Annotated in this window: 14 protein-coding genes and 1 tRNA gene; 3 read left to right on the top strand and 12 right to left on the bottom strand. The window is 66.7% G+C overall.

Translation table 11 applies throughout. The features are described from left to right. Positions 1–14: 14 nt before the first annotated feature. From R2N03_RS12630 to def, 12 genes are all read right to left on the bottom strand, one after another. Positions 15–920, bottom strand: a complete 906-nt coding sequence (locus R2N03_RS12630; protein WP_316657990.1) for a MurR/RpiR family transcriptional regulator — start codon at positions 918–920, stop codon at positions 15–17. 182 nt (positions 921–1102) lie between these two features. Continuing rightward, complete coding sequence (locus R2N03_RS12625; RefSeq protein ID WP_316657989.1) at positions 1103–1405, bottom strand: hypothetical protein; 303 nt, start codon at positions 1403–1405, stop codon at positions 1103–1105. A gap of 286 nt (positions 1406–1691) precedes the next feature. Beyond that, positions 1692–1767: transfer RNA gene (locus R2N03_RS12620), tRNA-Phe, on the bottom strand. A gap of 67 nt (positions 1768–1834) precedes the next feature. Further along, positions 1835–2548: a response regulator gene (locus R2N03_RS12615; RefSeq protein ID WP_316657988.1), complete on the bottom strand. Its 714-nt coding sequence runs from the start codon at positions 2546–2548 to the stop codon at positions 1835–1837. 36 nt (positions 2549–2584) lie between these two features. Next, a complete protein-coding gene (locus R2N03_RS12610; protein ID WP_316657987.1) occupies positions 2585–5017 on the bottom strand; it encodes a sensor histidine kinase in 2433 nt (810 codons plus the stop codon). Beyond that, on the bottom strand, positions 5014–5775 hold the full coding sequence (locus R2N03_RS12605) for a DUF4390 domain-containing protein (protein ID WP_316657986.1): 762 nt from the start codon (positions 5773–5775) through the stop codon (positions 5014–5016). Before R2N03_RS12605 ends, R2N03_RS12610 begins: the two co-directional genes overlap by 4 nt. 13 nt (positions 5776–5788) lie before the next feature. Continuing rightward, positions 5789–7120, bottom strand: coding sequence for a 16S rRNA (cytosine(967)-C(5))-methyltransferase RsmB (gene rsmB, locus R2N03_RS12600; RefSeq protein ID WP_316657985.1), 1332 nt, complete (start codon positions 7118–7120; stop codon positions 5789–5791). A gap of 103 nt (positions 7121–7223) precedes the next feature. Further along, complete coding sequence (htpX, locus tag R2N03_RS12595; protein ID WP_316657984.1) at positions 7224–8084, bottom strand: zinc metalloprotease HtpX; 861 nt, start codon at positions 8082–8084, stop codon at positions 7224–7226. Between the two features lie 145 nt (positions 8085–8229). Continuing rightward, complete coding sequence (locus R2N03_RS12590; protein ID WP_316657983.1) at positions 8230–8895, bottom strand: LysE family translocator; 666 nt, start codon at positions 8893–8895, stop codon at positions 8230–8232. Between the two features lie 39 nt (positions 8896–8934). Then, positions 8935–9918 (bottom strand): methionyl-tRNA formyltransferase, encoded by a 984-nt coding sequence (fmt, locus tag R2N03_RS12585; RefSeq protein WP_316657982.1) that lies wholly within the window; start codon positions 9916–9918, stop codon positions 8935–8937. A 49-nt stretch (positions 9919–9967) separates the two neighbouring features. Continuing rightward, positions 9968–11977 (bottom strand): ArnT family glycosyltransferase, encoded by a 2010-nt coding sequence (locus R2N03_RS12580; RefSeq protein ID WP_316657981.1) that lies wholly within the window; start codon positions 11975–11977, stop codon positions 9968–9970. Positions 11978–11990: 13 nt separating this feature from the next. Beyond that, the gene (gene def, locus R2N03_RS12575; RefSeq protein ID WP_316657980.1) at positions 11991–12506 is read right to left on the bottom strand and encodes a peptide deformylase; all 516 of its coding nucleotides are present in this window, start codon (positions 12504–12506) and stop codon (positions 11991–11993) included. Positions 12507–12757: 251 nt separating this feature from the next. Here def and R2N03_RS12570 point away from each other — a divergent pair, with 251 nt between their 5' ends. Genes R2N03_RS12570 through R2N03_RS12560 form a run of 3 tightly spaced genes read left to right on the top strand, consistent with a single transcriptional unit; the run spans position 12758 to position 15593 of the window. After that, positions 12758–13930: a LysM peptidoglycan-binding domain-containing protein gene (locus tag R2N03_RS12570; RefSeq protein ID WP_316658194.1), complete on the top strand. Its 1173-nt coding sequence runs from the start codon at positions 12758–12760 to the stop codon at positions 13928–13930. Between the two features lie 22 nt (positions 13931–13952). Continuing rightward, positions 13953–15161, top strand: a complete 1209-nt coding sequence (dprA, locus tag R2N03_RS12565; RefSeq protein ID WP_316657979.1) for a DNA-processing protein DprA — start codon at positions 13953–13955, stop codon at positions 15159–15161. Positions 15162–15212: 51 nt separating this feature from the next. Further along, complete coding sequence (locus R2N03_RS12560) at positions 15213–15593, top strand: thioredoxin family protein (protein ID WP_316657978.1); 381 nt, start codon at positions 15213–15215, stop codon at positions 15591–15593. The last annotated feature ends 123 nt before the right edge of the window (positions 15594–15716 follow it).

The following is a 15716-nucleotide window of genomic DNA, read 5'->3' as shown; positions in this document are numbered from 1 at the left end:
TCGTTCGGGAAATTTCAGCGTTGGCCAGGAGGCACTGCAATCGCCGCTTCACTGCGGCGGGCACTGCGCACATAGGCGTGTTGGAGTTTGAGCTGGGCGTCGCTGTCGGCCAGATGTGCGAGGGCGGCAGGGCCGGCGTGACGGAACCACGTCATCAGGAGCGCGTCGAGCAGCGCCAGCGGCGCGGCCAGGGAATGGAAGAACGAGGGGATCGTGACCGGCGCAACAAGCTGCTGCCAGGCCAGCTCCGCGCCCGGGGCGAAGGCACTGTCGGTGACATAGACGAGTCGCGCACCGCGCGCATGTGCGTACGCCATCGCTTCGACGACCTCGCGTGTGTACGGGTCGAACGTGACGGCGATCACGATGTCATCTTCGCCGCAGAAACGCAGGGGGTCAGCCAGCGTGTTGCCGTTGCCCGTGCAGAGCACGACCTTGTCGTCAAAGAGCTGTGCCGCGTAGCCGAACGCGTGGGTGAGCGCCAGGCAACTGCGGGCGCCGAGCAGGTAGATGCGGCGTGCCTTGCACAGCGCGGCGGCCACCGTCTCGAGCGTGGCGAGGTTGGCCGGCGAAAACGCCGACTGGAGATGGGCGCCCACGGCCGTGCCGATCCGCTCGGCATGGGACACACCTGCCATCTCGCCCTGCAGCGCGCTGGCCCGGCTCGCAAAACCGTCGGCCTGCTGGCGCAGGTGGTTCACGCAGACTTCGCGCAAGGCAGCGAAGTCCTCAAAGCCCAGGGCGCGTGCCAGCCGCGAAAACGTAGCGGGCGGCAGATCGCAACGGCGCGCCAGATCCCGCATCGATAGCAGGGCGATATCGTTGCGGTGCGTTTCCAGCAACTGGGCGGCGCGCTGCAGTTGCGGTGACAGATCGCCCGCGCGACTGCGCAGCGTCTGCATCAGCCCATCGAAGGTCATGTGGTCGTCGCGATGATTCAACTGTTTCGTAAACTACGCAAATGAAACAGATGAGTCAATAGCCGATTCACCGGGCCTTCCGGCGCAACATGGTCACCCTCTCAGGGGGCATGCGGCGACAGCGGGGCAAACAAAAACGGAGGCCGCAGCCTCCGTTTGGTCGGGATCGAGACGCCTCGGTGTCAGGTCGCCGGTGCGTCGAGCTGTTCCATGCGGAACTGGAAGAATCCTGCCGCGATCAGCCCCAGCAGGCTCAGCGCCATGGAGGCGCATGCCAGGATCATCACCGCGCCCAGCGACGAGACCCCGCTCATGAGCGGCGTATGCATGAGGGCTGACAGGTTGCCGCCGACCCACATGGCGGTGACCAGAGCCATCAAGCATGTCAGCGCTGCGGCGTTGCGCAACCACGTCAACCGCGTCTTGCGGCTGATGCCGTCGAAAGCGTGGAAATGGAAGTGGTGACCGGTGCCAACGAGTGCCATGGAGTGTCTCCTTGTGCTTGCCGCCTGATAGCGTTGAGTCACTATACCGAGACCTGCGACGAATTGGCGCACTTTGCCGCGCTAGGTATACCCTGAGCTGCGTTGCGTCAAGAGGGTTTGGCACAATTTTTTTGGCCGCGGCGATCGGTCGCAGATGCGCGTCCCGCGCGGGGATCGGGCAGGGCGGGGTATCACGAAGACGACGCCGGAAATGAAAAAAGACCTCGCTGGGAGGTCTTTTTTTGTTGCTCCGCAAAATCAATGATGCTTGCGAAACGAAGAATTTTGGTGGCCTGGGGCGGAATCGAACCACCGACACGCGGATTTTCAATCCGCTGCTCTACCAACTGAGCTACCGGGCCAAGCAAAGAAGCGCAAGTATGGCAGGGTTTTCCATCTGCCGTCAAGCACTGGTGATGGATTTGCGAATCAGGCGGCTGGCTCGCCCTTGTTGCGTGAGAGTTCGACGCCCAGTTGCTTGAGCTTGCGATACAGGTGCGTGCGCTCGAGGCCGGTCTTCTCGGCCACGCGCGTCATGCTGCCGCCCTCGCGCTGCAGGTGGTATTCGAAGTAGGCGCGCTCGAACAGGTCGCGCGCTTCGCGCAGCGGCATGTCGAACGAGAACTGCATGCCCCCGCCTTCGCCAGCGCGCGTCGGCGCGCCATTCATGTCGGTGCGCTCCGCCGTGACAGGCGCGCCAGGTGCGCCAGCGCTCGGCGCAGCGCCGACAAGGCCGGCAGCTGGCACGGTCGCGGGCGTCGCGGCACGCGGCTTTTCCTTGCTGCGCGACAGGCCCTGCTCGACCGCGGTGAGCAACTTTTGCAGCGCAATCGGCTTCTCGAGGAAGTTCAACGCGCCGATCTTGGTCGCCTCCACGGCCGTATCGATGGTGGCGTGGCCCGACATCATGATGACGGGCATGGTCAGCAGACCCTGCGATGCCCATTCCTTGAGCAAGGTCACGCCGTCGGTGTCGGGCATCCAGATATCGAGCAGCACGAGATCGGGCGTCGTGCTCGCGCGGTATTCGCGCGCACGCTGCGCGTTCTCGGCGACTTCGACAACGTGCCCTTCGTCTCCGAGGATCTCGGAGAGCAACTCCCGGATACCCATTTCGTCGTCGACAACGAGGATGGTGGCCATGCTTTTCCTCTGTGTGCGGCGGGATTGCCGTCCGCGTCAGGCAAGTTTTACGAACAGTATGGAAACCTGGGCGCCGATGGTGTCGGTACCAGATTGGCGGTTGCGCAGTTCAATGCGCGCCCCGTGCTCGTCCATGATCTTCTTCACCATGGCCAGGCCCAATCCTGTGCCCTTGGCTTTGGTCGTGACGTACGGTTCGAAGGCGCGGTTGAGGATGCGGGACGAGAACCCGCCGCCGTTGTCCGCGATTGCAAGCCGCACGGCCTGCCGCCGCGCGCCCGAGGCGTCGTCGTATTCTACCGTGTCAGTTTGCAACATGACATGTGGCGCGGCTCGCCCGGCAGTTTCGTTCTCGGCCACCGCGTCCTGCGCGTTCTGCAGCAGGTTGTGGATGACCTGTCGCAACTGCGTCGGATCGCCCTTGATCAACGGCAGGCTCGCGCCCAGCTTGACCTCGATGACCGGGTGGTCGTGCGCGCCTGGGTGATCGATGCCGTACAGGTGCAGCACCTCGGCGCAGAGCGCGTTGAGGTCGAGATCCTGCAGCACTGCGGGCGGTGTGCGGGCGTAGTCGCGGAAGTCATCGACCATGCGCTTCATGGCGGCCACCTGGTTGACGATGGTGGTGGCGCCGCGGCGCAGTACCTCTGCGTCGGTGTCCGAGAGCTTCGGCGAGAGCTTCATCTCAAGGCGCTCGGCCGACAGCTGGATCGGGGTGAGCGGGTTCTTGATCTCGTGCGCAAGACGCCGCGCGACTTCACCCCACGCCACCGAGCGCTGCGCCGAGATCACGTCGGAAATATCGTCGAACACCACCACGTAGCCGCGCTCGGTGCCGTGCGCGCCCACCGACGGACCAGGCAGGCGCGTGCCACGGACTAGCAGCGTGAGCGGCTCGTCTTCGTCTTCGAGCGGGATTTCGACCTGCTTCTGCCAGTGGGCCAGTGCGCCACCGGCGGCGGTGCTTGCGTCTTGTTCGGCAAAGGCCTGTTCGACCACTGGCGCGAAGGCCGCCACCGGCGTGATGCTGGTCAGCCCCTGGCCGACCCACGCGCCAAAGGGCTGCTTGAAGATGCGCTCAGCCCCGGGGTTGGCGGTGAGGAGCACGAATCGATGGTCGAACACGAAGACGCCGGCGGTCAGGTTGGTCAGCACGCTCTCAAGATAGGCCTTGGATTGCTCGAGTGCCGCGCGATTCTGCTCCACGGCGCGGCGCGCGTCCGCGAGTTGTCGCGTCATCTGGTTGAACTGCTGGGTGAGCAGGCCGAGTTCGTCGCGCGTGTGCAGCTCGCGCTTGGGGGAGAGATCCCCCTCCGCCACTTCGCGCGTGCCCTGCAGCAGCATCAGCAGCGGCCGTGCCAGCTGCGCGCCCAGCAGCAGCGCCAGCATCACCGCGATGAACACGGCAAGGAACAGCGTGAGCGTGAGCGTGCCGATGTACATCTTGCGCAGGCCGGTACGGCCGAGCGCCTTCTCCTGGTACTCCTGGTAGGCGCGCTGCACCGCATCGGCATTCCGCGCGAGCGTCTGCGGCACCGGCTGCACGAGTTGCAGGAAGCGCTCTTCGCGACCGGACTCGCCAGTCAGGCCGAAGCCGCGCGAAGCGCCGTCGCCGCCTTCTGCCTGACGGTCGAGCAGCCCTCCCCCGGCCCACCTGCGGGTCGGGGCATTCAGCTGCAGCCCTGGCGTATCCCGCGTGGCGGTGCCGAGCGCGACCACCACGCGCAATTGATAGAGATCGCCGCGGCGATTGGCGCCACGCACTGCGGATGCGGGCGCGCTGTCCCCTTCGTAGTCGCTGCCGCCTTCCAGGCTGGCGTAGCCGCCCGGCGCACGCGCCTGCTCGAGGACGGCCTGGTCGGGCAGCGTCGGGACGAGCGTGTCGTAAGTGCTCGACGCCGTCGCGAGCACCCGCCCGCTGGCTGTGAAGACGGTCGCTTCCTGTACGCCAAATTGTTCGCGCAGGCGGTTGAGCGTGATTGCCGTGGCCGAGGCAGAACCATCGCCCATCTGCTCGGCAATCAGTCGGCCCTTGTTCTGCAGATCCGCCAACGCCGCGTCCATGGTCGAGCGGCCGAGATTCAGGCCGGCCTCGAGGGCCGATTCGACCTTCACGTCGAACCACGACTCGATGCTGCGCGACACGAACTGCAGCGACACCAGGTAGATCAGCACCCCGGGCAGCACGCCGACCACGCCAAAGAACACGGCGAGCTTGGTCATGAGCCGCGTGCCGAACTTGCCGCGCCGCGCTCGCAGCGCCAACGCCAGCATCAGCCCGCCGATGATCACCACCAGCAGCACCCCGATGACGAGGTTGACCTTGTAGAGCAGCGTGAAATACCGGTCGAAGAACTCGGTGTTGGCCGAGGCTGCTGCCAGAAGGCCCACCAGCACGATGGCGAGAAAGACGATGGTGCCCGCCACCACCTGGTAGAGCAGCCGCTTGTAGCTGCGATCGAAGATCATTTGGCGGGTGCCAGCAGCGTCGCCGCGTTGGCAGGGCCGGCGCTCATGCCCCAGCCCGAATTGGACGACATGCCCGATGCGCTGGACGCCGGTGGCGCGGAGGCGGGGGCGCTGGGCGGCGTGGCTGGCACCGTCGGCGGTGCAGGCGCGGGCTCATTGGGCACCAGGAAGCTGAAGCGCTTCCATTCGGAGGCCAGGTTCCAGTCGCGCGTATTGACGGCGTTGATCTGGAACGGCTTGGGCAGTTGCGTCACGTCCAGGCGCATGCGCACCTCAGCCTGGACGGCTTCGCCGGGTTTGACGGCCCGCTGCTCGAACACGCGCCAGCCGCGCACGTGCTGCATGAAATCCACCGCATCCTTCAGACGCGAGAACGGCACCTGCAGTCCGCCCGTGGACACGCGGTACTGGCGCGTGAGCGGGTGGTACGACAGCCGAACGACACGCGTTGCGCTGACGGCGTGATCGTCAAACCAGTACCAGCGGGGGCGGATCAGCTCGAACTCGACGAGAAAGTACAGGGCGATCCCTTTGTTGACAGCGTCTTCGAGGTTGCCTGGCAGGTCGAAATCGAAATCGGCGGAGAGGTTCCACCCGCCATCGGCGTATTCCAGCTGGGCGCGATTGACGTCGATGGTCTGCGCCGAGGGGGCCATTGGCCACAGCAGGCAAAGCATGCCCAGGATGACAAGCCGATGCAGCATCTGCCGGAATCGGGCTGGCATCAGCCGGAGCGATGGGCGGAGAGTGGCTGTCACAACGGTCGGTGCATCAAGGCCGTTTCTGGAACACTGCGTAAAAGAAGCCGTCGTGATCGACCGGCAAGGAAGAGACGCCTGGGACGAAGCCACCCGCCTGCGCCGCATCTGGCGCGGCCGGCAGCAACTGGCCGGGCGCGTGCAATCGTATCGCATCTTGCAGATGGCGTTCAAACCATTGGGCCTGGGCTTCGCCTTCCGTCGGGAAAATCGAACACGTTACATAAAGCAACTTGCCCCCAGGGGCGAGGCATGTCCAAAGGGCGCGCACGATGTCGCGCTGCAGGGTGGCCAGCGCCTTGAGATCGGCGGGGCGGCGCAGCCAGCGGATGTCGGGATGGCGGCGCACGATGCCGGCGGCAGAGCACGGCACGTCGGCCAGGATACGGTCGAATGGACGCCCGTCCCACCAGGTGTCAGGCTTGGCTGCGTCTCCCACGCAAACGTCGGCGGTCTGGCGCAGGCGCGCGAGGTTTTCGCGGATGCGCATGGCACGCGCGGCATCGGATTCGAGCGCGGTCACCTCAAGGTTGTCCGCCAATTCGAGCAGATGGCCGGTTTTGCCGCCCGGTGCCGCGCAGGCGTCGAGTACGCGCTGACCGGCCGCCACGTCGAGCAGCCTGGCCGCCAACTGGGCGCCGGCATCCTGCACCGAGACATCTCCCTCGGCAAAGCCCGGCAATTCCGCTACGGGTAAGGCTCGCGCGAGGCGCACAGCCTGCTCGCCGATGCGGTCGGCGTCGATGCCGGCCTCGGCCAGGCGGGCGAGGTAGGCGTCCACGGTCACGCGTCGCGGGTTCACCCGCAGCACCATCGGCGGGCGTTGGTTGCCAGCGGCGAGGATGTGCTGCCATGCCTCGGGATAGGCGCTGCGCGCGGCGTCGATCCACCACTGCGGATAGTTGGTGGCGGCCACGGGGTCTGCCTGCATGGCGGCGACGAGTGCCCCTTGCTCGCGCAGGAAGCGCCGCAGCACGCCGTTGACCATCCCCTTGCCGTGCGCGAGTTTCGGGTCGGCGGAGGCCGCGCGCACGGTCTGGTCGACCACGGTGAACGGTGCGTAAGGCGGCGGCTCGTCGAGCAATTGGGCCAGTGCCACGCGCAGCAGGTTGGCGGCGCCTTCGGCAGGCGGGCGCGGGATCAGCGTGCGGATCAGCCAGTCGGTGCTGCCCAGCCAGCGCGTGGCGCGGTAGGCGAGATCCTGCACGGCGCCGCGCACCGGCCCGGGCTGGCCCTGGCACGCCCCATCGACGGCCTGCGGCAATGCCGTGCCCTGACGCAGTTTGCCCAGCGCGGCGGCGGCAATGGACAGGGCGTGGGCGAGGGAATCAGGCGGCAGGCGCATCGGGCAGCAGGAAATCAGGCGGACAAAATGCAACGAGCCCGCGATGGGCGGGCTCGTGCGGACTGCGGAAGTATAAAGGAAGCGACCGGTCGGGCTGCCGCTTTTACGCCGGATATTGCCCCGTCTGCGCCATCTGCATCAGGCGTGCGATGCGCTCCTCCGTGGCCGGGTGCGTGCTGAACAGGTTGGCCAGGCCGCCGCCGTGCAGCGGGTTCATGATCATCATCTGCGCGGTGGCGGGGTGGGCTTCGGCGGCGGCAAACGGAATGCCGGCAGCATAGCGGTGGATCTTGTCCAGCGCGGAGGCCAGCGCCTGCGGATCGCCGCTGATGGTGGCGCCACCCCGGTCGGCTTCGAACTCGCGCGCGCGGGAAATCGCCATCTGGATCATCGCTGCCGCCAGCGGCGCGAGGATCGCCACCGCAATCCCGGCGATCGGGTTGGCCGGACGGCCTTCGCTGTCGCGCCCCCCGAAGAACACGGCAAAGTTGGCCAGCGCCGAGATCGCACCGGCCATGGTGGCCGAGATGGTCGAAATGAGGATGTCGCGGTGCTGCACGTGCGCCAGCTCGTGTGCCATCACCCCGCGCAGCTCGCGCTCGCTCAGGACGTTGAGGATGCCGGTGGTCGCGGCCACGGCGGCGTGCTCCGGGTTGCGGCCGGTGGCGAACGCGTTGGGCTGGGCTTCTTCGATGAGGTACACGCGCGGCATCGGCAGGCCGGCACGGCCGGCGAGCTCCTGCACGAGCCGGTAGAACTGCGGCGCGGAGGTTTCGTTGACTTCCTGCGCGTTGTACATGCGCAGAACGAGCTGGTCGGAGAACCAGTACGAGAAGAAATTCATGCCCAGCGCGAACAGCAGCGCCAGCATCATCCCGTTGCGTCCGCCGATCATGCCGCCGATGACGATGAACAGCGCGGTGATCGCTGCCATCAGCATGAAGGTCTTGATCCAGTTGAACATGGGGGCGTGGCTCCTGTGGGGTCTAGGGCGTCCTGAATGGGGTCGAGGACGGCGTTGCAAGACTGTTAGATCGCGATAAACGCTGGAGATTCAAGGGTTTGCGCAGCACTTGCGCGATATTTCGCCGCAGATGGCGCTTGCCTTGTCAACGGGTGGTGAAGGCCAGCCGCGCACCCAGCCCGATGAAGGCGGTGCCGACGACACGGTCGAGCCAGCGCTTGATGCCGGGCTTGCCCGCCACGCGGCGCGTGACGCTGGCCGCTACCCACGCCACCATGCTGTTCCACACCGTGGACATGGCGATGAAGACCGCGCCAAGTGCCAGAAACGCCGCCGCCTTGTGGCTCGCATGCGGGTCGACGAACTGGGGGAAGAACGACAGGAAGAAGAGCACCACTTTCGGGTTCAGCACGTTGGTGAGAAAACCCTGCACGAACAGCGATCTGACCGGACGCGGTCGCCTGGCAGCCGCGGACTGCGTCGCGGTGTCCGCCTCGTCCACGGCGTCGTCTCGCCCGGGCGGCGCCAGCAGCATGCGCCCGCCCAGGTAGATCAGGTACGCCGCGCCCACCACTTTGATGACGGTGAAGGCCACGGTGGAGGCCGCCAGCAGCGCCGTCAGCCCGAAGGCCACCGCCAGCACGTGCACACAGCAGCCGGCCGATACGCCAAGCGCCGAGAGCAGTCCCGCCGCACGTCCCTGCGACACGCTGCGTCCGACGATGTAGGCGGTGTCCGGTCCGGGCGTCACATTCAGCAGGAACACGGCCAGCATGAAGAGCGGCAGATTGACGATGCCGAGTGTGGTCATGGCGAGGTCCTCTCGAGCGTAATGAGGGGGCGCGTCGGTTCAGCCGCGCGACGTGAACCGCTGGCCCGGCTGGATCGCCAGACCTTGCAGGAATTCACGCGCGGGCAGCCGCTTGCCGCCCGGCTTCTGCAACTGTGTCACGCGCAGCGCACCGGCGCCACACGCGATGGTGACGCCGTCGGCATTGGCGGCGAGCACCGTCCCTGGCTCGGCATCGGTGGGGCGGTCGGCAAGCGCCTCGGCCTGCCAGAACTTGATCGCCACGCCGTCCAGCATGGCCGACGCGCCGGGAAACGGATTGAACGCATGCACCTGCCGCAGCAGCGCGGCGGCCTGGCGCGACCAGTCGAGCGCCGCTTCATCCTTGGCGATCTTCTCGGCGTAGGTGATCCCCTCAGCCGGCTGTGGCGTGGCGGCCAGCTTGCCGTCGTGCGCCAGCCGGGTGAGTGCGTCCACCACCATGCGGCCTCCCAGCGCGGCAAGGGTGTCGTGCAGCGTGCCAGTCGTGTCTGTCAGCCCAATGGGCACCCGCTCCATGGTGATCATGTCGCCGGTGTCCAGCCCGGCATCCATCTGCATGAGCGTAATGCCGGATTCGGCGTCGCCCGCCTCGATCGCGCGGTGGATAGGCGCCGCGCCACGCCAGCGCGGCAACAGCGAGGCGTGGATGTTGATGCAGCCGCAGCGTGGCAGGTCGAGCACTTCCTGCGGCAGGATCAGCCCGTAGGCAGCGACCACCATCACGTCGGGTCGCTGTGCGGCCAGGACGTCCATCGCTGCCGCGGCTTCCTGCGGGTATTTTCCGGCACGGCGCAGCGACGGCGGCTGCAGGATCGGCTCCAGCCCGTGGGACACCGCATATTGCTTGACCGGGCTGGCCTGCAACTGCATGCCGCGTCCGGCCGGGCGATCGGGCTGGCTCAAGACGGCGACGATGGGAAAACCGGCCTGGTGGATCGCCGCCAGGGCAATCTGCGCAAATTCTGGCGTGCCGGCAAACGCTACGCGAAGAGTGGACGTCATCGGGAGAGAAAACAGGAAAGCGCGACACGCGAAGCGTAGCGCATCAGGCTTAACGGTGGCCGCGATGCGGCGTATCGGTCAGCGGGACGACAGGCTCGGGCGTGGGCAGCGCTTCTGTCATGCCGCTCCCGCGCCGCTGGAAGAGCGAGAAGGTTTCGTTGGTATCGCCGGGGCGGCCGCCGCGCCACACCATCTCCCAGTCGGGGCCCTTGGGCTGGCGGCGATGCTCGGCGGATTTGTCCAGTACCAGCATCAGGTCGCAGGTGCGCGCAGCCGGATTCGGGCGCCCGGCATCGCCCTGGCCGCTGTGACCCAACAGCCATTTGACCGGACGCACGCCGGTTTCATAGTGCATGAGTGCGCGTTCGCTCTCGCCCATGCCGCGCGTAGCCACGCAGATCTGCGCGGATTCCAGCACCGGCTTGATGGCCTGGAACAACGGACGGTAGCTGCGTGCATCATCCACCCATGGCATCAGCAGCGTGCCGAGGAGGCCCCACGCCATGCCCAGGCCCGCGGCCCACGCCACCACACCGGAACGCGCCGGCCGCAGCCATACGCAAACGGCCCACAGTGCCGTCATGCCTGCCGCCGACAGCACGGCGATCGGGTGGACCAGCATGTCGTACGGCAACGGCAGCACGCGACCCAGCAGCCTGGCCAGCCAGCCCGGCAGCATCAGTCCGCCGTCGGTCACCAGCGCGGCCCAGACCCCCCAGACCACAAGCCCGAACGCGCCGAACAGCAGGACTGAGGCACCCCACGCGCGTGCGCGCCACGCGGGTGTCACCAGCAGCAGCATCGGCGCACCCAGCACGGCCAACGCCGGCTGTAGCGGCATCAGGTAGACATCGCGCAGCACGGCAGAGCGCAGCACCACGCCAATCATCGCCAGCACGAAGAGCGTCACCACCAGATGCCCCTGATAGGGCAGGAGCCAGGCCGTTCGCGCACCACGCCCGCGCTGTCGCACAAGCTTGTAGGCGGAGATGGCAAACACGGCCAGCGCGGGCCACACCGCTGGCGTGCCGGTCAGGAAGATCGACCGAATCGTGGTGGCCAGCGAACCCTTTTCGCCGCCCAGGTGCGAGAAACCAAAGAAGCGGCCCACGTTGTTCACCCAGAACCATTCGACGAACAGATCATGGGATTCGTGCCAGAAGATGGCCGGCCAGATCGCCAGCCACGGTAGCGCGGCCAGCAGCGAGAGACCGTAGAAGCGCCATGCCTGGCGGCTGCGGAAATCCGGCAACAGCACGATCGCCATCAGCACGGTCAGTGCGAACAAGCCGGGGACGAACACGCCCTTGCCCAGAAACGCGACGCCAACGCCTGTTCCGAACCACAGCGCCGGGCGCAGCACGTCGACGCCCCTGGCACCGCCCGCTTCGCTTTCTTTGACAAAGCGCACGAGGCCGAACAGCGCCATGGCGGTGCCGGCCAATTGAGGCACGTCGGCAATGAACTTGTGTACGTGCTCGGCAAGCCCGATGCAGCCGGCGAACAGCAGCAGCGCGCCCAGCGCGTAGTCGCGCAGCGCGGCGCCGCCCGCATCCAGGCCGGCTTCGCGGCGGGCGGCCAGCGTCATCCCGGTTCGTCCGCGCGCCAGATCCGCGCCTACGCGCAGACGCCAGTCGCGCGCTTCGGAGCGCAGGAGGCGCGCCGTGCGCCAGACCGCCCAGCACGTCAGCGCCATCCAGAACAGCACGGCCACACGTACCGCTTCGTGCGGCGGCATGTCGGGCAGGGCCAGCGCGGCCAGCGCGCCGGTCCAGTACATCAGGGGAGGTTTTTCGACGAACGGCTCGAAGGCAACGTTGGGAACGACCCAGTCGCCGCGCTCGATGATGTTGATGACCACGCCGAACGAGTACGGCTCGTCAGCCTTCCACGGCGCGCGCCAGAACGTGCCCGCAACAAAGTACGCGCACAGCATCAGCACGACAGAGACGCGCCAGTGCCGCACCAGCCAGGCTGGAAGACGGCGTGCGCCGATGTTGGCAGAGGCGCCCTGCATCAGGGGGACGGGGCTGCTTGGCGCGTCAGCGTCGGCGGACATGGGGCGGGCGTGTTCAGCGCTGGTGCGCCATGTCGCGCTGGTGCTTCTTGAGCTTGGAGCGGATGCGTGTCTGCTTGAGCGGAGAGAGATATTCCACAAACACCTTGCCCATCAGGTGATCCATCTCGTGCTGGATGCATACCGCCAGCAGGCCGTTGGCCTCCAGCTCGAAGGTCTCGCCCTTTTCATTCAGGGCGCGCACGCGCACACGGTCAGGGCGCTCCACCTTGTCGTAGATATCGGGCACCGACAGGCAGCCCTCGTCCCAGGCCTTGCGCTCATCGCTTGCCCAGACAATTTCCGGATTGATGAATACCCGAAGCGCGTCACGCGACTCCGATACGTCGATCGTGATCACGCGCTCGTGCACGTCGACCTGCGTGGCGGCCAGGCCGACACCTGGCGCTTCGTACATGGTCTCGGCCATGTCGGCGACCAACTTGCGGATGCGGTCGTCCACCACGGCAACCGGCTTGGCGACCTTGTGCAGCCGCGGATCAGGGTATTGCAGGATATTCAGTAGGGCCATGATGCTTGGCAACAACGGTTGCGGAAGACCACGCTAACGAGGGGTTGCCTTCAATTGCGATCGCTTTGAATGTCATGCAGAATCGGGGGCGCTATCCGCCACTTGGCTTAGGAAAAAGCCTGACGAATGTTCGATGCCATACCCCTCCAGCTGCCACGCAAAACACGCGCAGCGGCGGTGGTCGGGCGTAGAGCAGGCGCGCGGACCACTCGCCGATTCTTCAAAGAATAATGCGCCATCGTAACACACCGATGCAGTTCAAGTTCGCCACGAAACCGCGCCAGCCTTACGTTTGCGCGCTATCGGCGGTTGCCGCGGCAGTGCTGTTCTGTGCGGTTGGCGCACACGCTGCCGAGCGTACTGTCTCTCCGGCGCAACAGGCGCAGGCCGCCGCTGCTGCCCAGGCAGGGATTCCTGAATCCGAACTGGCCGCCAACGCGCCGGCGCAGTACACGGTACGTCGAGGCGATACGCTGTGGGCGATCTCCGGCAAGTATCTCAAGCGGCCTTATCGGTGGCCCGAGTTGTGGGGCATGAACCGCGAACAGATCCGCAACCCGCACCTGATCTATCCGGGCCAGATTCTTTACCTGCACCATGCAAATGGCCGGGCATGGCTGTCGAGCTCGCCGGCCTCGGCTGACGGCAGCACCGTGCGCCTGTCACCGCATACCCGCATCTCGGGACAGGAGGGCGACGCCATCTCCAGTATTCCTGCTGCGGCCATTGAGCCGTTCCTCACGCAGCCGATCGTGGTGGACGCCGCAACGCTGGCCACGCCGGCGCGCATTTTCAGCCTGCCGGAAGGCCGCGTCTATCTGGGCAAGGGCGAAACCGCCTATGCCCGCGGTCTGCCGGACGGCCAGGCTGGCCAGGCCGGCGCGGAGTGGCAGGCATATCGCCCCGTCAAGCCGCTCAAAGATCCCGTGACAGGCAACGTGCTTGGCTACGAGGCGGACTTCCTGGGCACGTTGCGTGTGGTGCGCCCAGCGACTGGGCCGCAAGCCGTGACCAAGGTGGAAGTGCTCTCCTCGAAAGAAGAGATGGGTGTCGGTACCCAACTGATGCCGGTCCCGCCGCGCGTGCCTGTGCGCTATGTTCCGCATGCACCCGAAGGCGACCTGCATGGCGCGGTCGCCAAGGTGACGGGGGGTGTGCGCTTTGGCGGTACGGACCAGGTGATCGTGCTGAACATCGGTAGCCAGCAGGGTCTCGAGCCGGGTCATGTGCTGGCGCTCTCGCGTGCCGGTGCCGTTGTCAAGGATGCGACCGCCGGCAACGAGCGCGTGCAGTTGCCGGAAGAGCGCTACGGCCTGGCGTTCGTGTTCCGCGTATTCCCTCACGTGGCTTACGCACTGGTGACCGACGCATCGAACACCGTGGAAGTCGGCGATGCTGTCAGCAACCCCATGACTCAGCCCTGAGCCACCCGTCTGCCGTTCTGATTTGACCGATGCCTCGCAGGTCGCGGCGCCCCCCCCCCCCGACTCCACCGATCCCCTTTCCTGCACACGCGATCCGGCCGAGCTGGCCGCGTGGCTGCGTTTGACAGAAACGCCTGGCGTCGGCCCCGTTGCCGCACGGCAACTGCTGGCGGCATTCGGTTTGCCACAGGACATCTTTGCCCAGCCCTACGCCTCGCTTGCCAAGGTGCTGCCAGAGCGGCAGGCGCGCGCGCTCATCGCCGAACCCGATCCGGCGCTGGCCGATCGTATCGCACGCACCGTGGCGTGGGTCAACGAGCCTGGCAATGCCATCTTCACGCTGGCCGATCGCGGGTACCCGCCTCGTCTGCTGGAATTGCCTGATCCGCCGACGCTGCTCTATATAAAAGGCGATCCTTCGTTGCTGCGCGCGGCTGCCGTCGGTGTGGTGGGGGCGCGTAGCGCGACCGCGGCCGGCATCGATAATGCGCGAGCCTTTGCGCAGGCGCTGTCCGCCGCCAGCGTGACGGTGGTGTCCGGGCTCGCGCTTGGCATTGATATGGCGGCGCACGAGGGTGGTCTGACGGGTCCGGGCCGCACGGTCGCGGTGGTCGGCACGGGGCTCGACATCGTCTACCCGGCGCGCAACCGCGCGCTGGCACATCGCATTGCCGAGGGTGGCTTGATCCTCTCCGAGTACCCGCTTGGCATGGGCGCACGTGCTGAGAACTTCCCGCGCCGCAACCGGCTGATTTCGGGCCTGGCGCGCGGGCTGCTGGTGGTCGAGGCGGCCGCGCAGTCGGGTTCGCTGATCACCGCACGGCTGGCCGCCGAACAGGGCCGCGACGTATTCGCGATCCCCGGCTCGATCCATTCGCCGCTGGCCAAGGGCTGTCACCTGCTGATCAAGCAAGGCGCCAAGCTCGTGGAAACCGCCGCCGACATTCTGGACGAGCTCGGCTGGGGACGCACGGCTGCACCCGAACGGCCGGCCACGCGTGCGGCATTGGCCATGGCTGCAGCCGCAGGACCGGCTCCCGTTACGCGCGCGGCACCAAGTGCCGCCGAGACGGCACTGCTCGATGCACTCGGTTTCGATCCTGTCGACCTGGATACCTTGTGCGAGCGCACCGGCCAAGTGGCCGCCGCGCTGTCGGCGCAACTCCTGGCGCTGGAGCTGGATGGCCGCGTCGAACGACAGCCGGGGGGCCGCTTCCTGCGGCTTCCGTGAAAGCGTGTCTACAATGGGCGCCACCCCATTGCCGCTGATCGCGCGTTTCTCATGCCGCTGCTCTCGCCCGACACCGACGCCGTCGCCCTGCACGCGCGCCTCCGCGAAGGGCAACCGCTGATTGCCTGCCTGTGCGCCGAATGGTGCGGCACCTGCCGAAGCTATCGCGCGACCTTCGCCGAAGTTGCGGCGCGGCATCCGGAATGCTGCTTCGTCTGGATCGATGTGGAAGACCACGCCGACGCCCTTGGCGAGTTCGACGTCGAGAACTTCCCGACGCTGCTGGTCCAGCGAGGGACCGATGTGTTGTTTTTCGGCCCGGTCTTACCGCACGCGGGCGTCGTGGAGGGCGTGCTGTCGCGTGACTTGAGCATCGCTCCCGCGCTGGCCGCAGCCCCGGACTTGCGAGGCTGGCTGCTGGAATCGGCGTGATCGGGGGCCTTGACAACGCCGTGCGGTGCATGCGCCACTCTATTGCGCCTCAAAAGGAACCACGCTTATGATTGGCGGCCAAAATTGGGGCCGGGGGGGTGAATTCCAGCCGGGAAGGCCCTG

The sequence above is a fragment of the Ralstonia condita genome (genome assembly GCF_958405655.1).
Lineage (GTDB): Bacteria > Pseudomonadota > Gammaproteobacteria > Burkholderiales > Burkholderiaceae > Ralstonia > Ralstonia condita.
The sequence above is the reverse complement of the archived record's forward strand: the minus strand, read 5'-3'. Positions and strand labels throughout refer to the sequence as shown.

Excerpts from the sequence above, each read along its gene's own strand:
- R2N03_RS12630 (WP_316657990.1), bottom strand. The coding sequence starts at position 920 with ATGACCTTCGATGGGCTGATGCAGACGCTGCGCAGTCGCGCGGGCGAT.
- R2N03_RS12625 (WP_316657989.1), bottom strand. The coding sequence starts at position 1,405 with ATGGCACTCGTTGGCACCGGTCACCACTTCCATTTCCACGCTTTCGAC.
- R2N03_RS12615 (WP_316657988.1), bottom strand. The coding sequence starts at position 2,548 with ATGGCCACCATCCTCGTTGTCGACGACGAAATGGGTATCCGGGAGTTG.
- R2N03_RS12610 (WP_316657987.1), bottom strand. The coding sequence starts at position 5,017 with ATGATCTTCGATCGCAGCTACAAGCGGCTGCTCTACCAGGTGGTGGCG.
- rsmB (WP_316657985.1), bottom strand. The coding sequence starts at position 7,120 with ATGCGCCTGCCGCCTGATTCCCTCGCCCACGCCCTGTCCATTGCCGCC.
- htpX (WP_316657984.1), bottom strand. The coding sequence starts at position 8,084 with ATGTTCAACTGGATCAAGACCTTCATGCTGATGGCAGCGATCACCGCG.
- R2N03_RS12590 (WP_316657983.1), bottom strand. The coding sequence starts at position 8,895 with ATGACCACACTCGGCATCGTCAATCTGCCGCTCTTCATGCTGGCCGTG.
- fmt (WP_316657982.1), bottom strand. The coding sequence starts at position 9,918 with ATGACGTCCACTCTTCGCGTAGCGTTTGCCGGCACGCCAGAATTTGCG.
- R2N03_RS12580 (WP_316657981.1), bottom strand. The coding sequence starts at position 11,977 with ATGTCCGCCGACGCTGACGCGCCAAGCAGCCCCGTCCCCCTGATGCAG.
- def (WP_316657980.1), bottom strand. The coding sequence starts at position 12,506 with ATGGCCCTACTGAATATCCTGCAATACCCTGATCCGCGGCTGCACAAG.
- R2N03_RS12570 (WP_316658194.1), top strand. The coding sequence starts at position 12,758 with ATGCAGTTCAAGTTCGCCACGAAACCGCGCCAGCCTTACGTTTGCGCG.
- R2N03_RS12560 (WP_316657978.1), top strand. The coding sequence starts at position 15,213 with ATGCCGCTGCTCTCGCCCGACACCGACGCCGTCGCCCTGCACGCGCGC.